13 protein-coding genes and 2 pseudogenes are annotated in these 15,961 nt (G+C 72.7%); 8 read left to right on the top strand and 7 right to left on the bottom strand.

Features of this window, described 5'->3' with window-relative positions; translation table 11 throughout:
- The 3 genes and pseudogenes from ACWDX9_RS47925 to ACWDX9_RS47915 all read right to left on the bottom strand — a co-directional run.
- Nucleotides 1-816, bottom strand: a pseudogene (locus tag ACWDX9_RS47925) (hypothetical protein); the annotation flags it as partial.
- A complete protein-coding gene (locus ACWDX9_RS47920; RefSeq protein ID WP_449967414.1) occupies nucleotides 813-2,021 on the bottom strand; it encodes a TIGR02678 family protein in 1,209 nt (402 codons plus the stop codon). The gene ACWDX9_RS47920 and the pseudogene ACWDX9_RS47925, both read right to left, overlap by 4 nt.
- Nucleotides 2,018-3,607, bottom strand: a complete 1,590-nt coding sequence (locus ACWDX9_RS47915; RefSeq protein ID WP_449967412.1) for a TIGR02677 family protein — start codon at nucleotides 3,605-3,607, stop codon at nucleotides 2,018-2,020. Before ACWDX9_RS47915 ends, ACWDX9_RS47920 begins: the two co-directional genes overlap by 4 nt.
- Before the next feature lie 310 nt (nucleotides 3,608-3,917).
- On the opposite strand from ACWDX9_RS47915, the gene ACWDX9_RS47910 reads away from it, so the two are divergent.
- From ACWDX9_RS47910 to ACWDX9_RS47880, 7 genes are all read left to right on the top strand, one after another.
- A complete protein-coding gene (locus ACWDX9_RS47910) occupies nucleotides 3,918-5,336 on the top strand; it encodes an alpha/beta hydrolase (RefSeq protein WP_449967409.1) in 1,419 nt (472 codons plus the stop codon).
- Between the two features lie 138 nt (nucleotides 5,337-5,474).
- On the top strand, nucleotides 5,475-8,201 hold the full coding sequence (locus tag ACWDX9_RS47905) for a Na+/H+ antiporter subunit A (protein WP_449967406.1): 2,727 nt from the start codon (nucleotides 5,475-5,477) through the stop codon (nucleotides 8,199-8,201).
- Nucleotides 8,198-9,007, top strand: a complete 810-nt coding sequence (locus ACWDX9_RS47900) for a Na(+)/H(+) antiporter subunit C (RefSeq protein ID WP_449967403.1) — start codon at nucleotides 8,198-8,200, stop codon at nucleotides 9,005-9,007. The genes ACWDX9_RS47905 and ACWDX9_RS47900 overlap by 4 nt, the downstream gene beginning before the upstream one ends.
- A gap of 4 nt (nucleotides 9,008-9,011) precedes the next feature.
- A complete protein-coding gene (locus ACWDX9_RS47895) occupies nucleotides 9,012-10,562 on the top strand; it encodes a Na+/H+ antiporter subunit D (RefSeq protein WP_449967400.1) in 1,551 nt (516 codons plus the stop codon).
- Complete coding sequence (locus tag ACWDX9_RS47890; RefSeq protein ID WP_449967397.1) at nucleotides 10,559-11,062, top strand: Na+/H+ antiporter subunit E; 504 nt, start codon at nucleotides 10,559-10,561, stop codon at nucleotides 11,060-11,062. Before ACWDX9_RS47895 ends, ACWDX9_RS47890 begins: the two co-directional genes overlap by 4 nt.
- Nucleotides 11,059-11,319 carry a monovalent cation/H+ antiporter complex subunit F gene (locus ACWDX9_RS47885; RefSeq protein WP_185074016.1) on the top strand — a complete coding sequence of 87 codons (261 nt, stop codon included), beginning with the start codon at nucleotides 11,059-11,061 and terminating at the stop codon, nucleotides 11,317-11,319. The genes ACWDX9_RS47890 and ACWDX9_RS47885 overlap by 4 nt, the downstream gene beginning before the upstream one ends.
- Complete coding sequence (locus ACWDX9_RS47880; protein WP_449967394.1) at nucleotides 11,316-11,633, top strand: cation:proton antiporter; 318 nt, start codon at nucleotides 11,316-11,318, stop codon at nucleotides 11,631-11,633. The genes ACWDX9_RS47885 and ACWDX9_RS47880 overlap by 4 nt, the downstream gene beginning before the upstream one ends.
- On the opposite strand, the gene ACWDX9_RS47875 is transcribed toward ACWDX9_RS47880, so the two are convergent.
- From ACWDX9_RS47875 to ACWDX9_RS47860, 4 genes are read right to left on the bottom strand one after another with little or no spacing between them, the layout of a single operon-like run.
- A complete protein-coding gene (locus ACWDX9_RS47875; RefSeq protein ID WP_449967391.1) occupies nucleotides 11,582-12,082 on the bottom strand; it encodes a DUF6328 family protein in 501 nt (166 codons plus the stop codon). The two genes, ACWDX9_RS47880 and ACWDX9_RS47875, sit on opposite strands and share 52 nt — an antisense overlap.
- Nucleotides 12,083-12,133: 51 nt before the next feature.
- Nucleotides 12,134-14,164 (bottom strand): xanthine dehydrogenase family protein molybdopterin-binding subunit, encoded by a 2,031-nt coding sequence (locus ACWDX9_RS47870; RefSeq protein WP_449967388.1) that lies wholly within the window; start codon nucleotides 14,162-14,164, stop codon nucleotides 12,134-12,136.
- Nucleotides 14,161-15,129, bottom strand: coding sequence for an FAD binding domain-containing protein (locus tag ACWDX9_RS47865; RefSeq protein WP_364249310.1), 969 nt, complete (start codon nucleotides 15,127-15,129; stop codon nucleotides 14,161-14,163). Before ACWDX9_RS47865 ends, ACWDX9_RS47870 begins: the two co-directional genes overlap by 4 nt.
- The gene (locus ACWDX9_RS47860; protein ID WP_350727750.1) at nucleotides 15,126-15,614 is read right to left on the bottom strand and encodes a (2Fe-2S)-binding protein; all 489 of its coding nucleotides are present in this window, start codon (nucleotides 15,612-15,614) and stop codon (nucleotides 15,126-15,128) included. The genes ACWDX9_RS47865 and ACWDX9_RS47860 overlap by 4 nt, the downstream gene beginning before the upstream one ends.
- Nucleotides 15,615-15,710: 96 nt before the next feature.
- Between ACWDX9_RS47860 and ACWDX9_RS47855 the strand changes: the two are divergent.
- Nucleotides 15,711-15,961, top strand: a pseudogene (locus ACWDX9_RS47855) (hypothetical protein); the annotation flags it as partial.

Below are 15,961 nucleotides of genomic sequence, written 5' to 3'. Positions count from 1 at the left end.
GCCGGCCAGCCGGTCGGCCTCCTCGACGTCGCGGTCGAGCAGGCGCAGCTCCTCGCGCTGCCGGTCGAGCCGCTCGAACCCCTCGGCGATCTCGTGGATCTCCCCCTCGCCCAGCGGCGGCAGGGCGCTCGACAGCAGGTCGGACAGCAGGCCCGGGTCGAGGCGCTCGGAGAGCTTGGGGGTGCGCAGCTGGCGCAGGGCGGTGAGGAGCGAGTCGTAGCGCTGCTCGTTGAGCGCCTGGTAGAGCGTCTGGCGCACGACGGCGCGGTAGGCGTCGGCGGACTCGTGGACCTGTCCCGATGTGCCGAGCTCCTCGGCGAGCTGGGCCTTGGTCAGGGGCTGGCCGCCTTCGCCGGTGAGCCGGATGCCGTCGGGGGCGTCGACGCGGGCCTCGGTCGTGAAGTACGCGGCGGTGACGTTCTTGGTGTGGACGGTGGCCTGGAGCCGGGCGCCGCACGTGAACCAGCGCCCGTCGGCGTGCCGGAACTCCAGCCACACGTAGCCGACCCGGGTGGTGCCGGTGGCGCCGTCGCCCATGAGGTTCCAGTGCATGGTGCGCTCGGTGCCGCCGAACGTGGACAGCCTGCTCGGCTTGAGGCTGGCGTCGAGCACGTACGGGAGCAGCAGCTCCAGCACCTTGGACTTGCCGCTGCCGTTGGGCCCGCGCAGCAGCAGCCTGCCCCGGTGGAACTCGAACACCTCGTCGTAGTAGCGCCACACGTTCATGATCCCCGCGCGTACGGGCACCCAGCGGGCGTCCATGCCCTGCGCACGCGTGCCGGTGGTGAGTGTGGCGGTGAGCTCCGTGACTGTCATGAATCCTCCTGGACGGCCGTGCCGCGGTCGACCCGGTAGCGGGCCGCGGCAGGCAGGGCGGCGACCCGGTCACCCGTGCGGCGGGCCAGCCCGAACAGTTCGAGCACCTCCAGCGCGTCGGCGGCCAGCCGCGGCCCGCCGCCGTCGGACTGGTACGCCTTGGCCCACTGCGGGAAGCGGCGCAGCAGCTCCGTGGCCTCGGCGTCGACCCGGGCGGCCCGGACGGGGCCGGCGGAGACGAGCAGGTCGAGCATGAGCAGGGCGGCCACCTTGGCGTGGCTTCCGTCGTCGGGGAACTTGGTGTCCGTGGCGGTGGCGTCGGCGTCGATGAGCAGGAAGCCCTCGGCCCGTTCCTCCAGCACGAACCCGGCCTCCTCCGCGGCGCGGCGGATGATCCGGCGGCCGGTGAGCGAGGCGGCGTAGGCCGACTGCTCGGGGGTCAGCTCGTCGCGGTAGACGACGGGCTCGTCGAGGAGGCGGCGCATAAGGGAGTGCCTGGCCCACAGGTTGCGCTGGGTCTCGGTCGGCTCGTCGCCGCCGTAGCGGGGCTCGGTGGTGAGCGTGCCGAGCACCCGGCCCATCGGGTCGTCGCCCTCGGCGGCGATGCGGGACGGGGGCACCGGGGCGGCGAGGAGCCTGATCACGCGGGTGGTGTCGACGCGGTAGAGCACCTTGGCGTCCTCGTCGTCGAGGTAGGAGTCGGTCGCGCCGTCCATGGCCGTGACCGCGCCGTAGTGCTCCAGCTGTTTGAGCGCGTCCACGAACGCGGCCCGTTCCTCGCTCCTGACCGGGTCGAACGCGGGCACCCCCGCCTCCACGGCGGCGGCCTGGACCACGCGCTGGGCGAGCATGCCGATCGTGGTGACCGGCGAGGTGAGCAGCTCGGCGGCGCAGAGGCAGAGCAGCGTGTAGCGGCGGCGGTCGAACGGGGCCCTGGTGGTGCGGCGGCGCCGGGCGGGCCGGGTGGCGCTCGCCTCGGATCTGACCTTGACGAGGCGGGCGTACCCCTGGCGCGGCTCCACCACCAGCCGCCAGCCGCAGAAGTAGTCGAACCACTGGATCAGCGGCTGCCGGCGCTTCCTGATCAGGTCGAAGGCGGCGGCGTCGTCGTGCAGGGACACCAGCGGCCGGCCGAGCAGGGTCCTGATCGCCCGCGCGATCTCCTCCTTCTCGGCTCTGACGAGCTGGTTGGCCAGGCTGCTCATGCGCCCGCCGCCTGCTCGTGGTAGGCGGCGGAGCCGCCCACGCGGGCGAGCCCCAGGGAGCGCACGTCGATGAGGTAGTCGGGGCCGCGGAACCAGCCGTCCGACGTACGCAGCACCGCCACCGCGCCGTCCTCCGGGGCCCGCAGCACGATCTCCACCCGCCCGTCCGAGGTCACGGCCCGCCGGAACCCGGTCGAGTCGACCTGCTCGGCCAGGGCCCTGCCGAGCAGGTCGAGCAGGCGCCCGAACGTGTCGTGGTCGAGCTCCCCCAGCTGCGACAGCCGGGTCGCCCCGGTGGTGGCCAGCGCCGACCAGGCGGCCTCCAGTTCGGCCCGCTCCTTCCCGGCCCGCTCCTGGCGCTCGGCCCGCAGGGCGATGACGTCGCGCACCTTGCCCGTGCGGCCCATCCGCTCGGTGCGCCCGCGCGAGCGCAGCAGCGCCGACACCTCCACGGGCTCGGCCTCCCGCCACGGCACCCCGGCCGGGATCAGCTCCGCGTCCGCGTGCCCCAGGTGCGCGTGCCGGGCGGGGCCCAGCCCGAACGCCGCGTCCCACAGCCGGTGGGCGTCGTCCTCGCTCGGAGCGCCGGCGAACCAGCGGGCCAGCGTACGGAAGTCGGCGGCGGCGCTGGAGGAGCGGCGGCGGGAGTCGGTGATCCGGTCGAGCACCTGGAGCAGCGACACGATGGCCCGCCGCGCCACGTCATGGAGCCGGCGGATCCGCGGCTCCCCCCAGTCGTCCGATCCGTCGGTCGGCCTGTCCTCGGGCGCGAACCACCGGCACAGGCCCTCCCACCTGGCCGCCCGCGCCGCCAGCCACGACGTGACGTGATCCGTGCCCGGCGCCTTCGGCAGGTCGGCCCCGTCGAGCGCGCGGGCGTGCAGCACGGCGACCCCGTGCCCGGCCACCTCGCGCAGGGCGGCGGCGATGGCGTCGCCGCGCTGCTCCAGATTGCTCACGAACTCCTGCAGGTAGGCCACGGTGGCCCCCTTGACCTCGTGGAACGTGGTGAGGTCGGTCCCCTCGACGCGCAGCAGCCGCTGCAGCTCGCCGTTGAACTGCCTGGTGTTGTCGCGCAGCCCGTCGAGGTGGCCTTCGAGCTCCTCAAGGCTCGCGAAGATCCGCCGGTTGCGCCCGGGGTCCGGGTCGCGCAGCAGCGACTCCAGCTCCCCCAGCCGGTCGGCGATGGCGTCGAGCACCGCGGTCTGCAGCGCGCCGGCGGAGGTCAGCACCGCCATCGCGTGCCGCACGCCGGCGAAGGCCGCCTCGCCGCGCCTGGTCAGCGAATACTGCAGGTTCTTGCGCTCGTACTCCTCGGCGGTGGCGAAGCTGCCGGCGTGGTTGAAGATGACGTCGAGCAGCCCCCACCCCGCGAGCTGCTTGAGCGTCGCGGTCAGCTCCTGCTCGCCGACCGGCGCGTACCAGCCCACCGCCCGCAGCCGCTCCCGCGCCGCCTCCACGGTGAGCGCCGTCTCCAGCCGCTCGCCGGCCTCGCCGAAGGCGTAGAGGACCGCGGTGTTCAGGTCTGCCCGGTCGGTGGTGGCGAACCGGAACATCTCCGGCGGCACCCGTGGCGGCTCAGCCATCGCCCCGCTCCCCTCGCCGCACGATTTCCACGCGCGCAACCGTAGCGGGAAGCCCCCATGACCCGGCCCCGGTTTGCGCGCAGATCACCGAGGGTACGGCGGCGGCATGGGAACGGGGGCCGGGATGGCGGAGTTCGGTACGACACGTCCCCGCGCCTGACGCGAGATCGGCGCGATTGGGCACCCGAGCACTACCATGCGATTACCTTGTCGAGGGCGGCGCATGGGCGAGCCCCGAATTCGCGCTTGCAGACGATCTATTCCAGCGCCCTTAAAGGCCGCCGCAAGCTGTCACATTCACGTTCTATTCATGCGACGTCTAATCACCATCATTTCGCCCGCCATCGCAGGCTTGATCGCCGCCGCCGGTCTGGCGGCGCCGGCGCGGGCGACCGGGCCCGGCGGACTCGACGCTTATTACGGTCAGCGGGTGGCCTGGTCCTCCTGTGGCAACGGATATGAATGCGGGAAATTGCGGGTCCCGCTCGACTATTCGAAGCCCGGCGGCAGGCAGATCAAGATCAGCCTGGTCCGGTTGCGCGCCACCGGAAAGAAGATCGGGTCGATCGTGCTCAACTTCGGCGGCCCGGGCATCTCCGGCGTCGATTCGTTGAAAGCCGCGAAGACCATGGTGTCCCCTTCTCTCAGGCAGCGGTTCGACGTGGTCGGCTTCGACCCGCGCGGCGTGGGCGCCTCGGCTCCCGTGCGCTGCCTCGGCACGCTCGGCCTCGACGCGCTCTTCGCCACCGACCCGACGCCCGACAACCGCACCGAGGTCAAGCAGGCCAAGCAGTGGGCCAAGGCGTTCGCCGGCGCCTGCGCGAAGAACGCGGGCAAGCAGCTCCTCGCGCACGTCGGCACCGGCGAGGCCGCCAGGGACATGGACGTGATGCGGGCCGCGCTGGGCGAGCGACGGCTGACGTACCTCGGCTGGTCGTACGGCACCTACCTCGGCGCCAGGTACGCCGACCTGTTCCCCACGAGGATCCGCGCCATGGTGCTCGACGGGGCCGAGAACCCGAACCAGACCGGCGTCGAGTTCGCCCGGTCACAGGCCAAGGGCTTCCAGGTGGCGACCGAGTCGTTCATGCGCGACTGCTTCAAGGCCAAGGACTGCCCGTTCAAGAAGCACTCCGTCGGCGCGGCCTGGAAGCGGCTGGACGCGCTGTACAAGCGGGCCGACCAGGCGCCGCTGCGCAACACCTACGACGGCCGGCAGGTCAGCGAGGCCGTCGCGCGGACCGGCGTCATGAACGCCCTCTACGCGGTGGCCTACTGGCCGACGCTGCGGGTCGCGCTGGCGGACGCGTTCAAGGGCGACGGCACGAAGCTGCTGCTGCTCGCCGACGACTACAACGGCCGGCGGGCCGACGGCAGCTACGACAACCGGTACGAGGCGCTCATGGCGATCAACTGCCTCGACCACCCCGAGTCGGGCTGCCCGTACTGGCCGGTCAAGGGCACCAGGTTCGCCAAGAAGGTGCGGGCCCAGGGCTCGCCGCCGATCGTGGTGGTGGGCACGACCCGCGACCCGGCCACGCCGTACGGCCTGGCGAAGGCGCTGGCGTCCCAGCTGTCGAAGGGCGTGCTGCTGACCAACGACGCCGACGGGCACACCGCGTACAGCGGCGGTTCGAGCTGCGTGGAGAAGCAGATCGACCGCTACCTGATCACGGTCGTCCCACCGCGGCCCGGAGCCTGCTCCGCCTCGCACACTACTGGGGCGTAAGCCTCCTGTTCCCCCAGTCCCACACCACGGTGTGGGACTGGTGTCGTTCGGGTCAACCACGGTCGCGCCTGCGGGGCGCGCGTGCCGTGCCGGGAGAGATTGGCGGACGTAGCCGGAAAAGTCCCTCCCGAGGAGCCCATGGAGTCGCTGCTGGTCCTGCACGCGGTGGCGGCGGTGTGCGCTCCCTGGCTGGTCAGGCGCACGTCCCTGGCCGTGCTCGCCCTTCCCCCGGGCATCGCCTTCGTCGCCGTCCTGCTGTGGCTGCCCCCTCAGGAGAGCGCGGCCTGGGCGCCCGTGCTGGGGCTGGAGCTGTCCTTCCGCGCCGACGCATTGGCCGTGCTGATGATGTCGCTGGTCACCGGCGTGGGCGCGCTGGTCATGATCTACAGCTCCCGCTACTTCAGCCGGGACGACGAAGGGCTCGGGCGCTACGGCTGCTTCATGACGGGCTTCGCCGGGTCGATGCTGGGGCTGGTGGCGGCCGACGACCTGCTCCTGCTGTACGTCTTCTGGGAGCTGACCACCGTCTTCTCCTACCTGCTCATCGGGTACGACCCCGAGAGCAGGCTGAGCAGGCAGGCCGCCATGAAGGCGCTGATGGTCACCACGTTCGGCGGCCTGGCCATGCTGGCGGGGTTCGTCCTGCTCGGGCAGGCCGCGGGCACGTACCGCGTCTCGGACATCGTCGCGCACCCGCCCCACGCGGGCCCCGTCGCCGTCGTGCTCATCCTGGCCGGCGCGCTGTCGAAGTCGGCGATCTTCCCGTTCAGCATGTGGCTGCCGGCCGCCATGGCCGCCCCCACCCCCGTATCGGCCTACCTGCACGCGGCCGCCATGGTGAAGGCCGGCGTGTACCTGCTGGCCAGGCTCGGCCCCGCGCTCGGGGACCTGACGGTCTGGCGGGCGGTGGCGGTGCCGCTCGGCCTGGTCACGATGGTGCTGGGCGGGTGGCGGGCGCTGCGCGAGACGGATCTCAAGCGGCTGCTCGCCTACGGCACGGTCGGCCAGCTCGGCTTCCTCACGGTGCTGTTCGGCTCGGGCGACGGGGGCGCGGCGCTGGCCGGCGCGGGCATGCTGCTGGCGCACGCGCTGTTCAAGGCCGCGCTGTTCCTGGTGGTGGGCATCGTCGATCACGCGGCGGGCACCCGCGACCTGCGCGAGCTGAGCGGGGTCGGCCGGTCGATGCCGTGGGTGTGCGGGGTCGCGGTGCTGGCGGGAGCGTCGATGGCGGGGCTGCCGCCGCTGGCCGGGTTCGCGGGCAAGGAGGCCGCGCTGGAGGCGCTCATGGGCGCGCCGGTCGTGCTGGCGGGCGTGGTGGCCGGGTCGGCGTTGACGGCGGCGTACACGCTGCGGTTCCTGTGGGGCGCGTTCTGCGACAAGCCGGGGGTGGCGGCGCGGCAGACGCATCCCATGCCCGCGGCCATGACGGGACCTGCCGCGCTGCTGTCGCTGCTCGGGCTGGTCCTGACGCCGTTCGCCGGGTGGTTCGCCTCCGCCTTTTCCGGATATATCGGGACATTTCACATTAAAGGGCATGACGTCCATCTGGCGCCGTGGGGCGGCTTCACCCTGCCGCTCCTGCTGTCGGCGGTGTCGGTGGCGGCCGGGGTGGCGCTGTTCCTGGCCAGGGAGCCCGTGGCCAGGACGGGGGCGGCGCTGCACGTGGTCGACTCCGGGCAGGTCTTCTGGGCGCTCGTGCAGCGGCTCGACCGCTTCGCCATGCAGCTCACCGGCTTCATCCAGCGCGGGTCCGTACCCGACTACCTGACGCTCACCCTGCTGGCCGCGGTCGGCGTCGGCGTGTTCTCCCTCGCCTCCGGCGGCCCGCCCCACCTCGGCGTGCCCGTCGTCCTCTGGCAGCGCCCCGAGCAGCCCGTCGTCGCCGTCCTGATGGTGGCGGCGGCCGTGCTGGCGCTGTTCGCCCGCGCGTTCATCCTGCTGGCCCTGGTCGTCGGCCTCACCGGGTACGGCACGGCGCTGCTGTTCCTCGCGCACGGCTCGCCCGACCTGGCGCTCACCCAGTTCCTGGCCGAGACGGTGAGCCTGGTCATGTTCGCGCTGGTGCTGCGGCGGCTGCCGCTCGGCCCGGTCAGGGGGCGGCTGCCGTTCCCGTTCAGGGTGGCGCTCGGGCTGGCCGTGGGGGTGGTGGTCACCGGCGCGGGCATGCTGGCGATGGGCGCGCGGACCGCCGAGCCGGTCGGCGCGCACCTGGAGGCGGCCGCCGGGCAGGCCGGCGCCCGGAACATCGTCAGCGCCCTCATCGTCGACCTGCGCGCCTGGGACACCATGGGCGAGAGCACGGTGCTCGTCGTGCTGACCCTGGGCGTGACGAGCCTGGTGTTCCTGCGGCGCAGGTCGTACCACATCGAGCCGGTCGAAGGGCCGCCCGCCGAGCGCACCCGCTGGCTGTCGGCCACGCTGCCGCGCGGGCAGCGGGCGCTGGCGTTCGAGGTGGTGGCCCGGCTGACGTTCCACACGGTCCTGGTGCTCTCGGTGTTCCTGCTGTTCATCGGGCACAGCGAGGTCGGCGGCGGGTTCGCCGGCGGCATCGTGGCCGGGCTGGCGATCACCGTGCGCTACCTGGCGGGCGGGCGGAACGAGCTGGCCGCCGCGCTCCCGGTGCACGCCGGGGTGCTCATGGGCGCCGGGCTCACGCTGTCGGCGGGCACGGCGCTGATCGGGCTGCTGTTCGGGCGGGCGGCGCTCGACCTGCTGACCGTGGACGTGAGCGTGCCCCTGGCCGGGCACCTGCACGTGTCCACGGGGCTGCTGTTCGACCTCGGCGTGTACGTGTCCGTCGTCGGCATGGTCCAGGACATCCTGCGCTCCCTCGGCGCCGAGCTGGACCGGCAGGAGAGCATGTGACCGTCACCCTGCTGCCCTTCCTGGCCTGCTTCGCGATGGTCGCCACCGGGGTCACGCTCCTGCTGGAGCGGAGCCTGGTACGGGTGCTGGCCGGCGTCGTCCTCCTGGGCAACGGCATCAACCTGCTGATCGTCACCGCGGGAGGCGACCCGGGCGGCCCGCCCTTCGTGGACGTCCGCGGGCGGGCCGACCCGCTGCCGCAGGCCATGGTGCTCACCGCGATCGTGATCACCCTGGGGGTGACGGCGTTCCTGCTGGCCCTGGCGCACCGGTCGTGGCAGCTGTCCGGGAGCGACGAGGTCCAGGACGACACCGAGGACCGCCGCGTACGGCTGCGCGCCCGGCGCGGCGAGCTGAGCGACGCCGTGCGCGCCCGGCGGGACGCCTACCGGCGGCTGGTCGCCGAGCAGCGCGCCGAGCTGGCCAAGCTCGCCGCCGAGCAGGCCGAGCGCGAGCGGCTGCAGGAGGCCGACCTGGAGCAGCGCATCTCCAGGGTGCACGACGAGCTCGAACGGTGGATGCACGAGCGGCGGCAGGAGGGGCTGACCGAGGAGGAGGTGCACCTGCGCTTCGAGGAGGCGGGGCGGCGCGAGGACGCGGCCGCCCTGGACAACGCCGAGCGCATCGAGCAGCTGCGCGAGCAGCACACGCGGGGGCGGGAGGAGCAGGCGGCCAGGGAGCGGGGGATGCGGAGAAGGCTCAAGGCACGGCAGCGGGAGGCGCGCAGGCAGATGCGGGCGGCCATCAGGGAGGAGCGGGAGCGCCAGGCCCTCGCGCAGGACCCCGAGCTGGAAGGCGAGGACTGACCCCGTGGAGAGGCTGATCTGCGTGCCCGTGCTGCTGCCGCTCCTGGCCGCCGGCGTGAAGCTGGCGATCGGCGGGCGGCTGCGCCGGCTGCAGTCGCTCATCAGCCTGGTCACGCTCGCCGTCTCGGTCGTCGTCTCGGCGCTGCTGCTGGTCGCCGCCGACACCCGCGGCCCGCTGGTCACCGAGCTGGGCGGCTGGCCGGCGCCCGTCGGCATCTGCCTGGTGGCCGACCGCCTGTCCACGCTGGTGCTGCTGGTGTCGTCGGCGGTGACGTTCTGCGTCATGGTGTACTCGGTCGCCAACGCCTACGCCGCGCAGGAGCACGACGCCCCCATGGCGATCTTCCATCCGGCGTTCCTGGTCATGGTGGCCGGGGTGGCGGACGCGTTCCTGTCGGGCGACCTGTTCAACCTGTACGTGGCGTTCGAGCTGCTGCTGAGCGGCTCGTACGTGCTGCTCACCTTCGGCGGCACCGAGTCCAGGATCCGGGCGGGCGCCACGTACACGCTGATGGCCCTGGCCTCGTCGATGTTGTTCCTGATCGCGCTGGGAGTCACGTACGCGGCCACCGGGACGCTGTCGATGGCGCAGCTCGCCGAACGGTTCGCCACGTTGCCCGTGCAGGTGGCGCTGCTGGTGGAGCTGACGCTGCTGCTGGCGTTCGGCATCAAGGCGGCGATCTTCCCCATGTCGGCCTGGCTGCCGGACTCCTATCCCACCGCGCCCGCCCCGGCCACGGCCGTGTTCGCGGGCCTGCTGACCAAGGTCGGCGTCTACTCGATCATTCGTCTGGAGGCGCTGCTGTTCCCGGGCGGGCCGGTGTCGACGCTGCTCATGTGGGTGGCGCTGGCCACGATGCTGACGGGCGTGCTGGGCGCGGTCGCGCAGACCGACCTCAAGCGCATGCTCTCGTTCACGCTGGTCAGCCACATCGGCTACATGGTGTTCGGCGTCGGCCTGTCCACGGTCGCCGGGCTGGCCGGGGCGATCTTCTACGTGGTGCACCACATCACCGTGCAGACGACCCTGTTCCTGGTGACGGGGCTGGTGGAGCGGCGCACCGGCACCACGTCGGTGAACGGGCTCGGCGGCCTGATGACGACCGCGCCCCTGCTGGCCGTGCTGTTCTTCGTGCCCGCCATGAACCTGTCGGGCATCCCGCCCATGTCCGGCTTCCTCGGCAAGCTGATGCTGGTGCAGGCGGGCCTGGCCGACGGCCGCCCGCTGCCCGTCGCCCTCGTGGCCGGGGGCCTGGTGACGAGCCTGCTCACCCTGTACGCCGTGGCCCAGACGTGGAGCAAGGCGTTCTGGCGCGGCCCGCGGGCCGTGCGGGCGGGCACGGTCGTGGAGAGCGAGGAGTACACCGGCGAGGACCCGACCGTCACCACGACGGCCGTCCCGGTAGCGCTGACGGCGTCGGTGGCGGCGCTGGTCGCCATGGGGCTGTCGTTCACGGTGCTGGCCGGGCCGCTGTCGGCGTTCACGCATCGGGCCGCCGCCGAGTTGACGGCCCGCGAGCCGTACGTCACGGCCGTGCTCGGGGGGCGGCCGTGAAGCCGCGGCTGGCGCTGATCGCCTGGCTGGCGGTGGTGTGGGTGACGTTGTGGGGCGAGCTTTCTGCCGGCAACGTGCTGGGCGGGCTGGCGGTCGCGCTGGTGGTGACGTGGCTGCTGCCGCTGCCCGTCCTCGACCCGGGCATCAGGATCCATCCGGTGGCGCTGGTGGACTTCCTGCTCTGGTTCGGCCGGGACCTGGTGGTCTCGACCGTTCGGGTGGTGGTCTGGGTGGTGCGGCCCGGCGTGCCGCCCACCCAGATCGTCCGGGTACGGCTGCGCACGTCGTCGGAGTCCATGACCGTGATGATCATGGTCGCGCTGTCGACCGTGCCCGGCAGCCTCGTCGTGCAGGCCTACCCCGAGGAGCGCGAGCTGGACCTGCACGTTCTGGGGCGTCCGGGAGACGTCACCGAGGCGGTGCGGGCGGACGTGGCCGGGCTGGAGTCGCGCATCGTGGCGGCGTTCGGCACCCGGCGGGACCGGGAGGAGCTGCCGTGACCGTGGTGTACCTCGTGACGCTGGGGCTGCTCGGATGCGCCGCGGCGGCCACGCTCTACCGGGTGGCGCGCGGTCCCACGATGCTGGACCGGGCGGTCGCGGTCGACGTGATGACGTCGCTGTGCATGTGCGGCGTCGGGGCGTTCGCCGTGGTCAGGGACGACTATTCGGACCTGCCGATCCTGCTGGTGCTGTCGCTGCTGGGGTTCGTCGGGTCCGTGTCGCTGGCCCGCTTCTTCTCGGGGAGGTCCCGATGAGCTGGCCCGACGTGGGGGCGGCGGCCTGCCTGCTGCTGGGCGCGACGCTGGCGCTGTCGGCCGGGGCCGGGCTCGTCCGGTTCCGCACCACGCTGGACCGCATGCACGCGGGCACCAAACCGCAGGTGCTCGGCGTGCTGCTGGTGCTGCTGGCCATGTGGCTGCACCGGCCCACCTGGGCGAACGCCGGGCCGCTGCTGCTGGCGGGCATCTCCCAGGTGATCACCGTGTCGGTCGCGGCGTACATGGTGGCGCGGGGCGCCTACTCGCGCGAGCGCGCGGACGACGACACCGAGCTCCCGTCGGAGGACTGATCGTCCGAGCGGTTGAGCGCCGCCTGGCCGAACCAGGTCCACAGGGCCAGCGCGGCCAGGATCCCGCCGGTGGTCCAGCCCAGCACGGGGCCGAACAGGTAGTCGATCACGAGCATGGTGGCCGTCGCCATGGACACGGCCAGCGCGAGCGCGCCGACGATGCCGTAGAGGTTGGAGCGCCGTACCAGGGTCTCCTTGCGCCCCTGCCGGAACAGCACGCGGTGCTGGGCGGTCGGCGCGATGTAGCAGATGGACGCGACCGCGGCGCTGACCAGCGCCAGGTAGAACAGCCACCGGTCGGGCTGGTCCAGCCTGCCGAAACCGGCCGAGAAGGGCACGGTGAGCAGGAACGCGAACAGCACCTGCACCCCGGTCACCGCCACGCGCGCGCCCTGTAAGAGCTCCACGAAGTTCCGGTCCGCGCGCTCCTGCTCCGACTCGTTCTTCACGCCGCCTCCCGCCTCCGGACCGAGAGACTTCTCCTTCCTTGACGGGGCGCGCTAAAACATCGCCCGCAGGATCTTGGCCGGGGTGATGGGCAGATCGCGCACGCGGTGGCCGATGGCGTGGTGCACGGCGTTGCCGACGGCGGCGGCCGTGCCGACGATGCCGATCTCGCCGATGCCCTTGCTGCCCATGGGGTTGAGGTCGTCGTCCTCCTCCTCCAGCCAGACCGCCTCGATCCGCTCCACGTCGGCGCAGGCGGGCACGTGGTACTGGGCCAGGTCGCGCCGGAGGAAGCCGCCGAACTCCTCGTCGGTGTACGTCTCCTCCATCAACGCCATCCCCATGCCCATCGTCATGCCCCCGATGAACTGCGACCTGGCCAGCTCGGCGTCCAGGATGTGCCCCGCGGCGAAGACGCCGAGCAGGCGCGACACCCGTAGCTCGCCCGTCACGGAGTTGACCCGTACCTCGGCGAACTGGGCGCCGAAGGCGTGCCTGGACAGCTCCGCGTCCCGCGCGACCTCCTCGGTGGTGTCGGCGCGGCCCACCGTGCCGTTCACCTTGAGGTGCTCGCAGGCGCGCACGACCGCCGAGCCCCACGAGGCCGTGCCCATGGAGCCGCCCGCGAGCGGGGCGTCCGGCAGGTCGCTGTCGCCCAGCTCGACGTGCACCCGGTCGGGCGCGACGCCCAGCGCGCCGGCCGCGATCCCGGTCAGCGCGGTACGCGCGCCCGTGCCGATGTCGGCGGCGGCCACCTGGACGAGGAAGTCGCCCTCCCGCATGGTGACGACGGCCTTCGACGGCCGGCGCTTGGCCGGGTAGGTGGAGGCGGCCACGCCGGTGCCGACCAGCCACTCGCCCTCCCGCAGGCGCCCCGGCCCGGGATCGCGCCGGTCCCAGCCGAAGCGGCGGGCGCCCTCGCGCAGGCAGGCGACCAGGTTGCGGGAGCTGAACGGCAGGCCGCTGTCCGGCTCCGTCTCCGGCTCGTTGCGGACGCGCAGCTCGATCGGGTCGATGCCGGCGGCGCAGGCCAGCTCGTCCATGGCGGACTCCAGCGCGTACATGCCGGGGCACTCGCCGGGGGCGCGCATCCACGACGGGGTGGCGACGTCCAGCCGGACGAGCCGGTGGGCCGTGCGCAGCGCGGGCGTGGCGTACATGACGCGGGTCGGGGTCGTGGTCTGCTCGGCGAACTCCACCAGCGTCGAGCTCTGCTCGTAGGCCACGTGCTCCAGCGCCGTGAGCCGGCCGTCGGCGTCCGCGCCGAGCCGCAGCCGCTGGATCGTGGGCGTGCGGTAGCCGGTGACGTCGAACATCTGCTGCCTGGTCAGCACGATCTTGACGGGCCGGCCGACGGCCCTGGCGGCCAGGGCGGCCAGCACGGCCTGCGGCCTGGAGGTGCCTTTCGAGCCGAAGCCGCCGCCGACGTGCCGGGACACCACCCGCACCTGCTCACTGGACACGCCGAGGGTCTGGGCGAGGAGGTCGCGGCTCGAGGACGTGCCCTGCGTGGTGTCGTACACCAGCAGCCTGCCCTCGCCGTCCCACAGCGCCAGGGCGGCGTGCGGCTCCATCGGGTTGTTGTGCAGGACGGGGGTCGTGTAGGTCACGTCGATGACGGTCTCGGCCGCGTTGAGCCCGGCTTCGATGTCGCCCTTCACGGTGTCGGACGGGAAGCCGGGGTTGACGGTCTCCGGCTGGTACAGGTTGGGGTGGTCGGCGCGCAGGGCCACGTCATGGATGTCCTGCTCGTACTCGACGACGATCGCGTCGGCGGCGGCGCGGGCGTTCTCGTAGGTGTCGGCCACGGCGGCGGCCACGAGCTGGCCGCGGTAGGCGACCTCCCGGCTCTGGAACAGCGCGAGCTCGCCCTCGGCGGCCGGGCCCAGCCGGGGCGGGTCCTCGCTGGACAGCACGGCCAGCACGCCGGGCATGGCGAGCGCGTCGCGGACGTCGATGCGCCTGATGCGGCCCTTGGCGATCCGCGACTGCACGGGATAGGCGTAGGTGACGCCCTCGACCGGGTATTCGGCGGCGTACGTGGCCAGCCCGGCGACTTTGACGCGGCCCTCGACGCGGTTCACGGCGTCAGCTCCTCAAGCGTGCGGACGATCAGATTGCGGGTCAGCGGCACCTTGAAGTCGTTGCGCGGAAGCGGACGGGCCTGTTCCAGCTCGGCCTCGGCGGCGGTGCGGAACGCCTCACCGGTCGCCGGGCCGCCGACGAGGACCTGCTCGGCGCGTTCGGCCCGCCACGGCGCGTGGGCGACGCCGCCGAGCGCGATGCGGCAGCCGGTGACGGTGCCGTCCCGGACGTCGAGCACGGCGGCGATGGACACGAGGGCGAAGGCGAACGACGCCCGCTCGCGTACCTTGCGGTAGAGCGAGGCGCCCGGCGGCGGGGCGGGCAGCTCCACGGCGGTGATCAGGTCGCCCGGCTCCAGCACGGTGTCCCGCTCGGGCGCGTCGGCCGGCAGCCGGTGCAGCCCCGGCATCGGGACGATCTTGTCACCGCCCTGGCCGGTGACGTGCACCTCGGCCTCCAGCGCGGCCAGCGCGACCGCCATGTCCGACGGATGGGTGGCCACGCAGGCGTGCGAGGTGCCGAGGATCGCCAGGTTCGTGTGGTCGCCCTCGATGGCCGGGCAGCCGGAGCCGGGCTGGCGCTTGTTGCACGGCCGGGTCACGTCCTGGAAGTACGGGCAGCGGGTGCGCTGCAGCAGGTTGCCGGCCACCGTGGCCATGTTGCGCACCTGGCCGGAGGCGCCGGACAGCACCGCCCGGGCCAGCATCGGGTAGCGGGAGCGCACCAGGGGGTGGAGCGCCAGATCGCTGTTGCGCACGGCGGCGCCGACGCGGAGCCGGTCGCCGGCCTGCTCGATGGCGTCGAGCGGCAGCTTGCCGACGTCCACCAGGCGGTCCGGCTCGGCCACGCCCAGCCGCATGAGGTCCACCAGGTTGGTGCCGCCGCCCAGGTACATGGCGCCCGGCCCGAACCTGCGCACCGCGTCCGCCGCGCTGCCCGCCCGGGTGTATTCGAAGAGTTTCATGGCGCGACCTCGGCGATGGCGCTGACGATGTTGACGTAGGCGCCGCACCGGCACAGGTTGCCGCTCATGCGCTCCCTGATCTCCTCCGGCGTCAGGCCGGGGTCCTCGCGGAGATCGCCGGTGATCGCGCTCGGGCCCTGCTCGCCCAGCATCCCCACCGCCGAGCAGAGCTGCCCCGGCGTGCAGTAGCCGCACTGGAAGGCGTCGTGCTCGATGAACGCGGCCTGCAGCGGATGCAGCTCGTCACCCTCCATCAGCCCCTCGACGGTGACGATCTCCGAGCCGTCCATCGCCACCGCCAGCGCCAGGCAGGAGTTGGCCCGCCGCCCGTCGATCAGGACCGTGCAGGCCCCGCACTGGCCGTGGTCGCAGCCCTTCTTGGCGCCGATCAGGCCCAGCCGTTCACGGAGCAGGTCGAGCAGCGACATCCGAGGGTCCACGTGCACAGAATGTGACGATCCGTTCACCTTCAGGGTGATGTCCATGGCGCACGACTACCCGACCTCCAGACGAGGCAATCTCTGAGGGCGGTAAAGCGCGGTGTCCGTTTTGCGCCTGGGATGAGGGGTAGCCGAGCGGGCATGGGCGTGTCGATCGACGAGCAGGTGACGGAGTCGGCGGCGATACTCACTGTCAACGCCGGGTCGTCGAGCTTCCGCCTGGACCTGGTGGAGGGCGGTTGCGTGCTGGACTGCGTGCACACCGAGCGCGCCGTCGACCCCGGCTCGGCCAGGCGGGAGCTGTCGTCGTTCCTCGGCGGGCACTTCGGGCGCGACATAGCGCACCCCCAAGCCATACCAGCTCCGGGGGCTGCTGTACTGCGGCGTCTGCG

The organism is Nonomuraea sp. NPDC003201, assembly GCF_053590415.1.
Note: the sequence above shows the minus strand (reverse complement) of the source record. Positions and strands in the feature narration are given on the sequence as shown.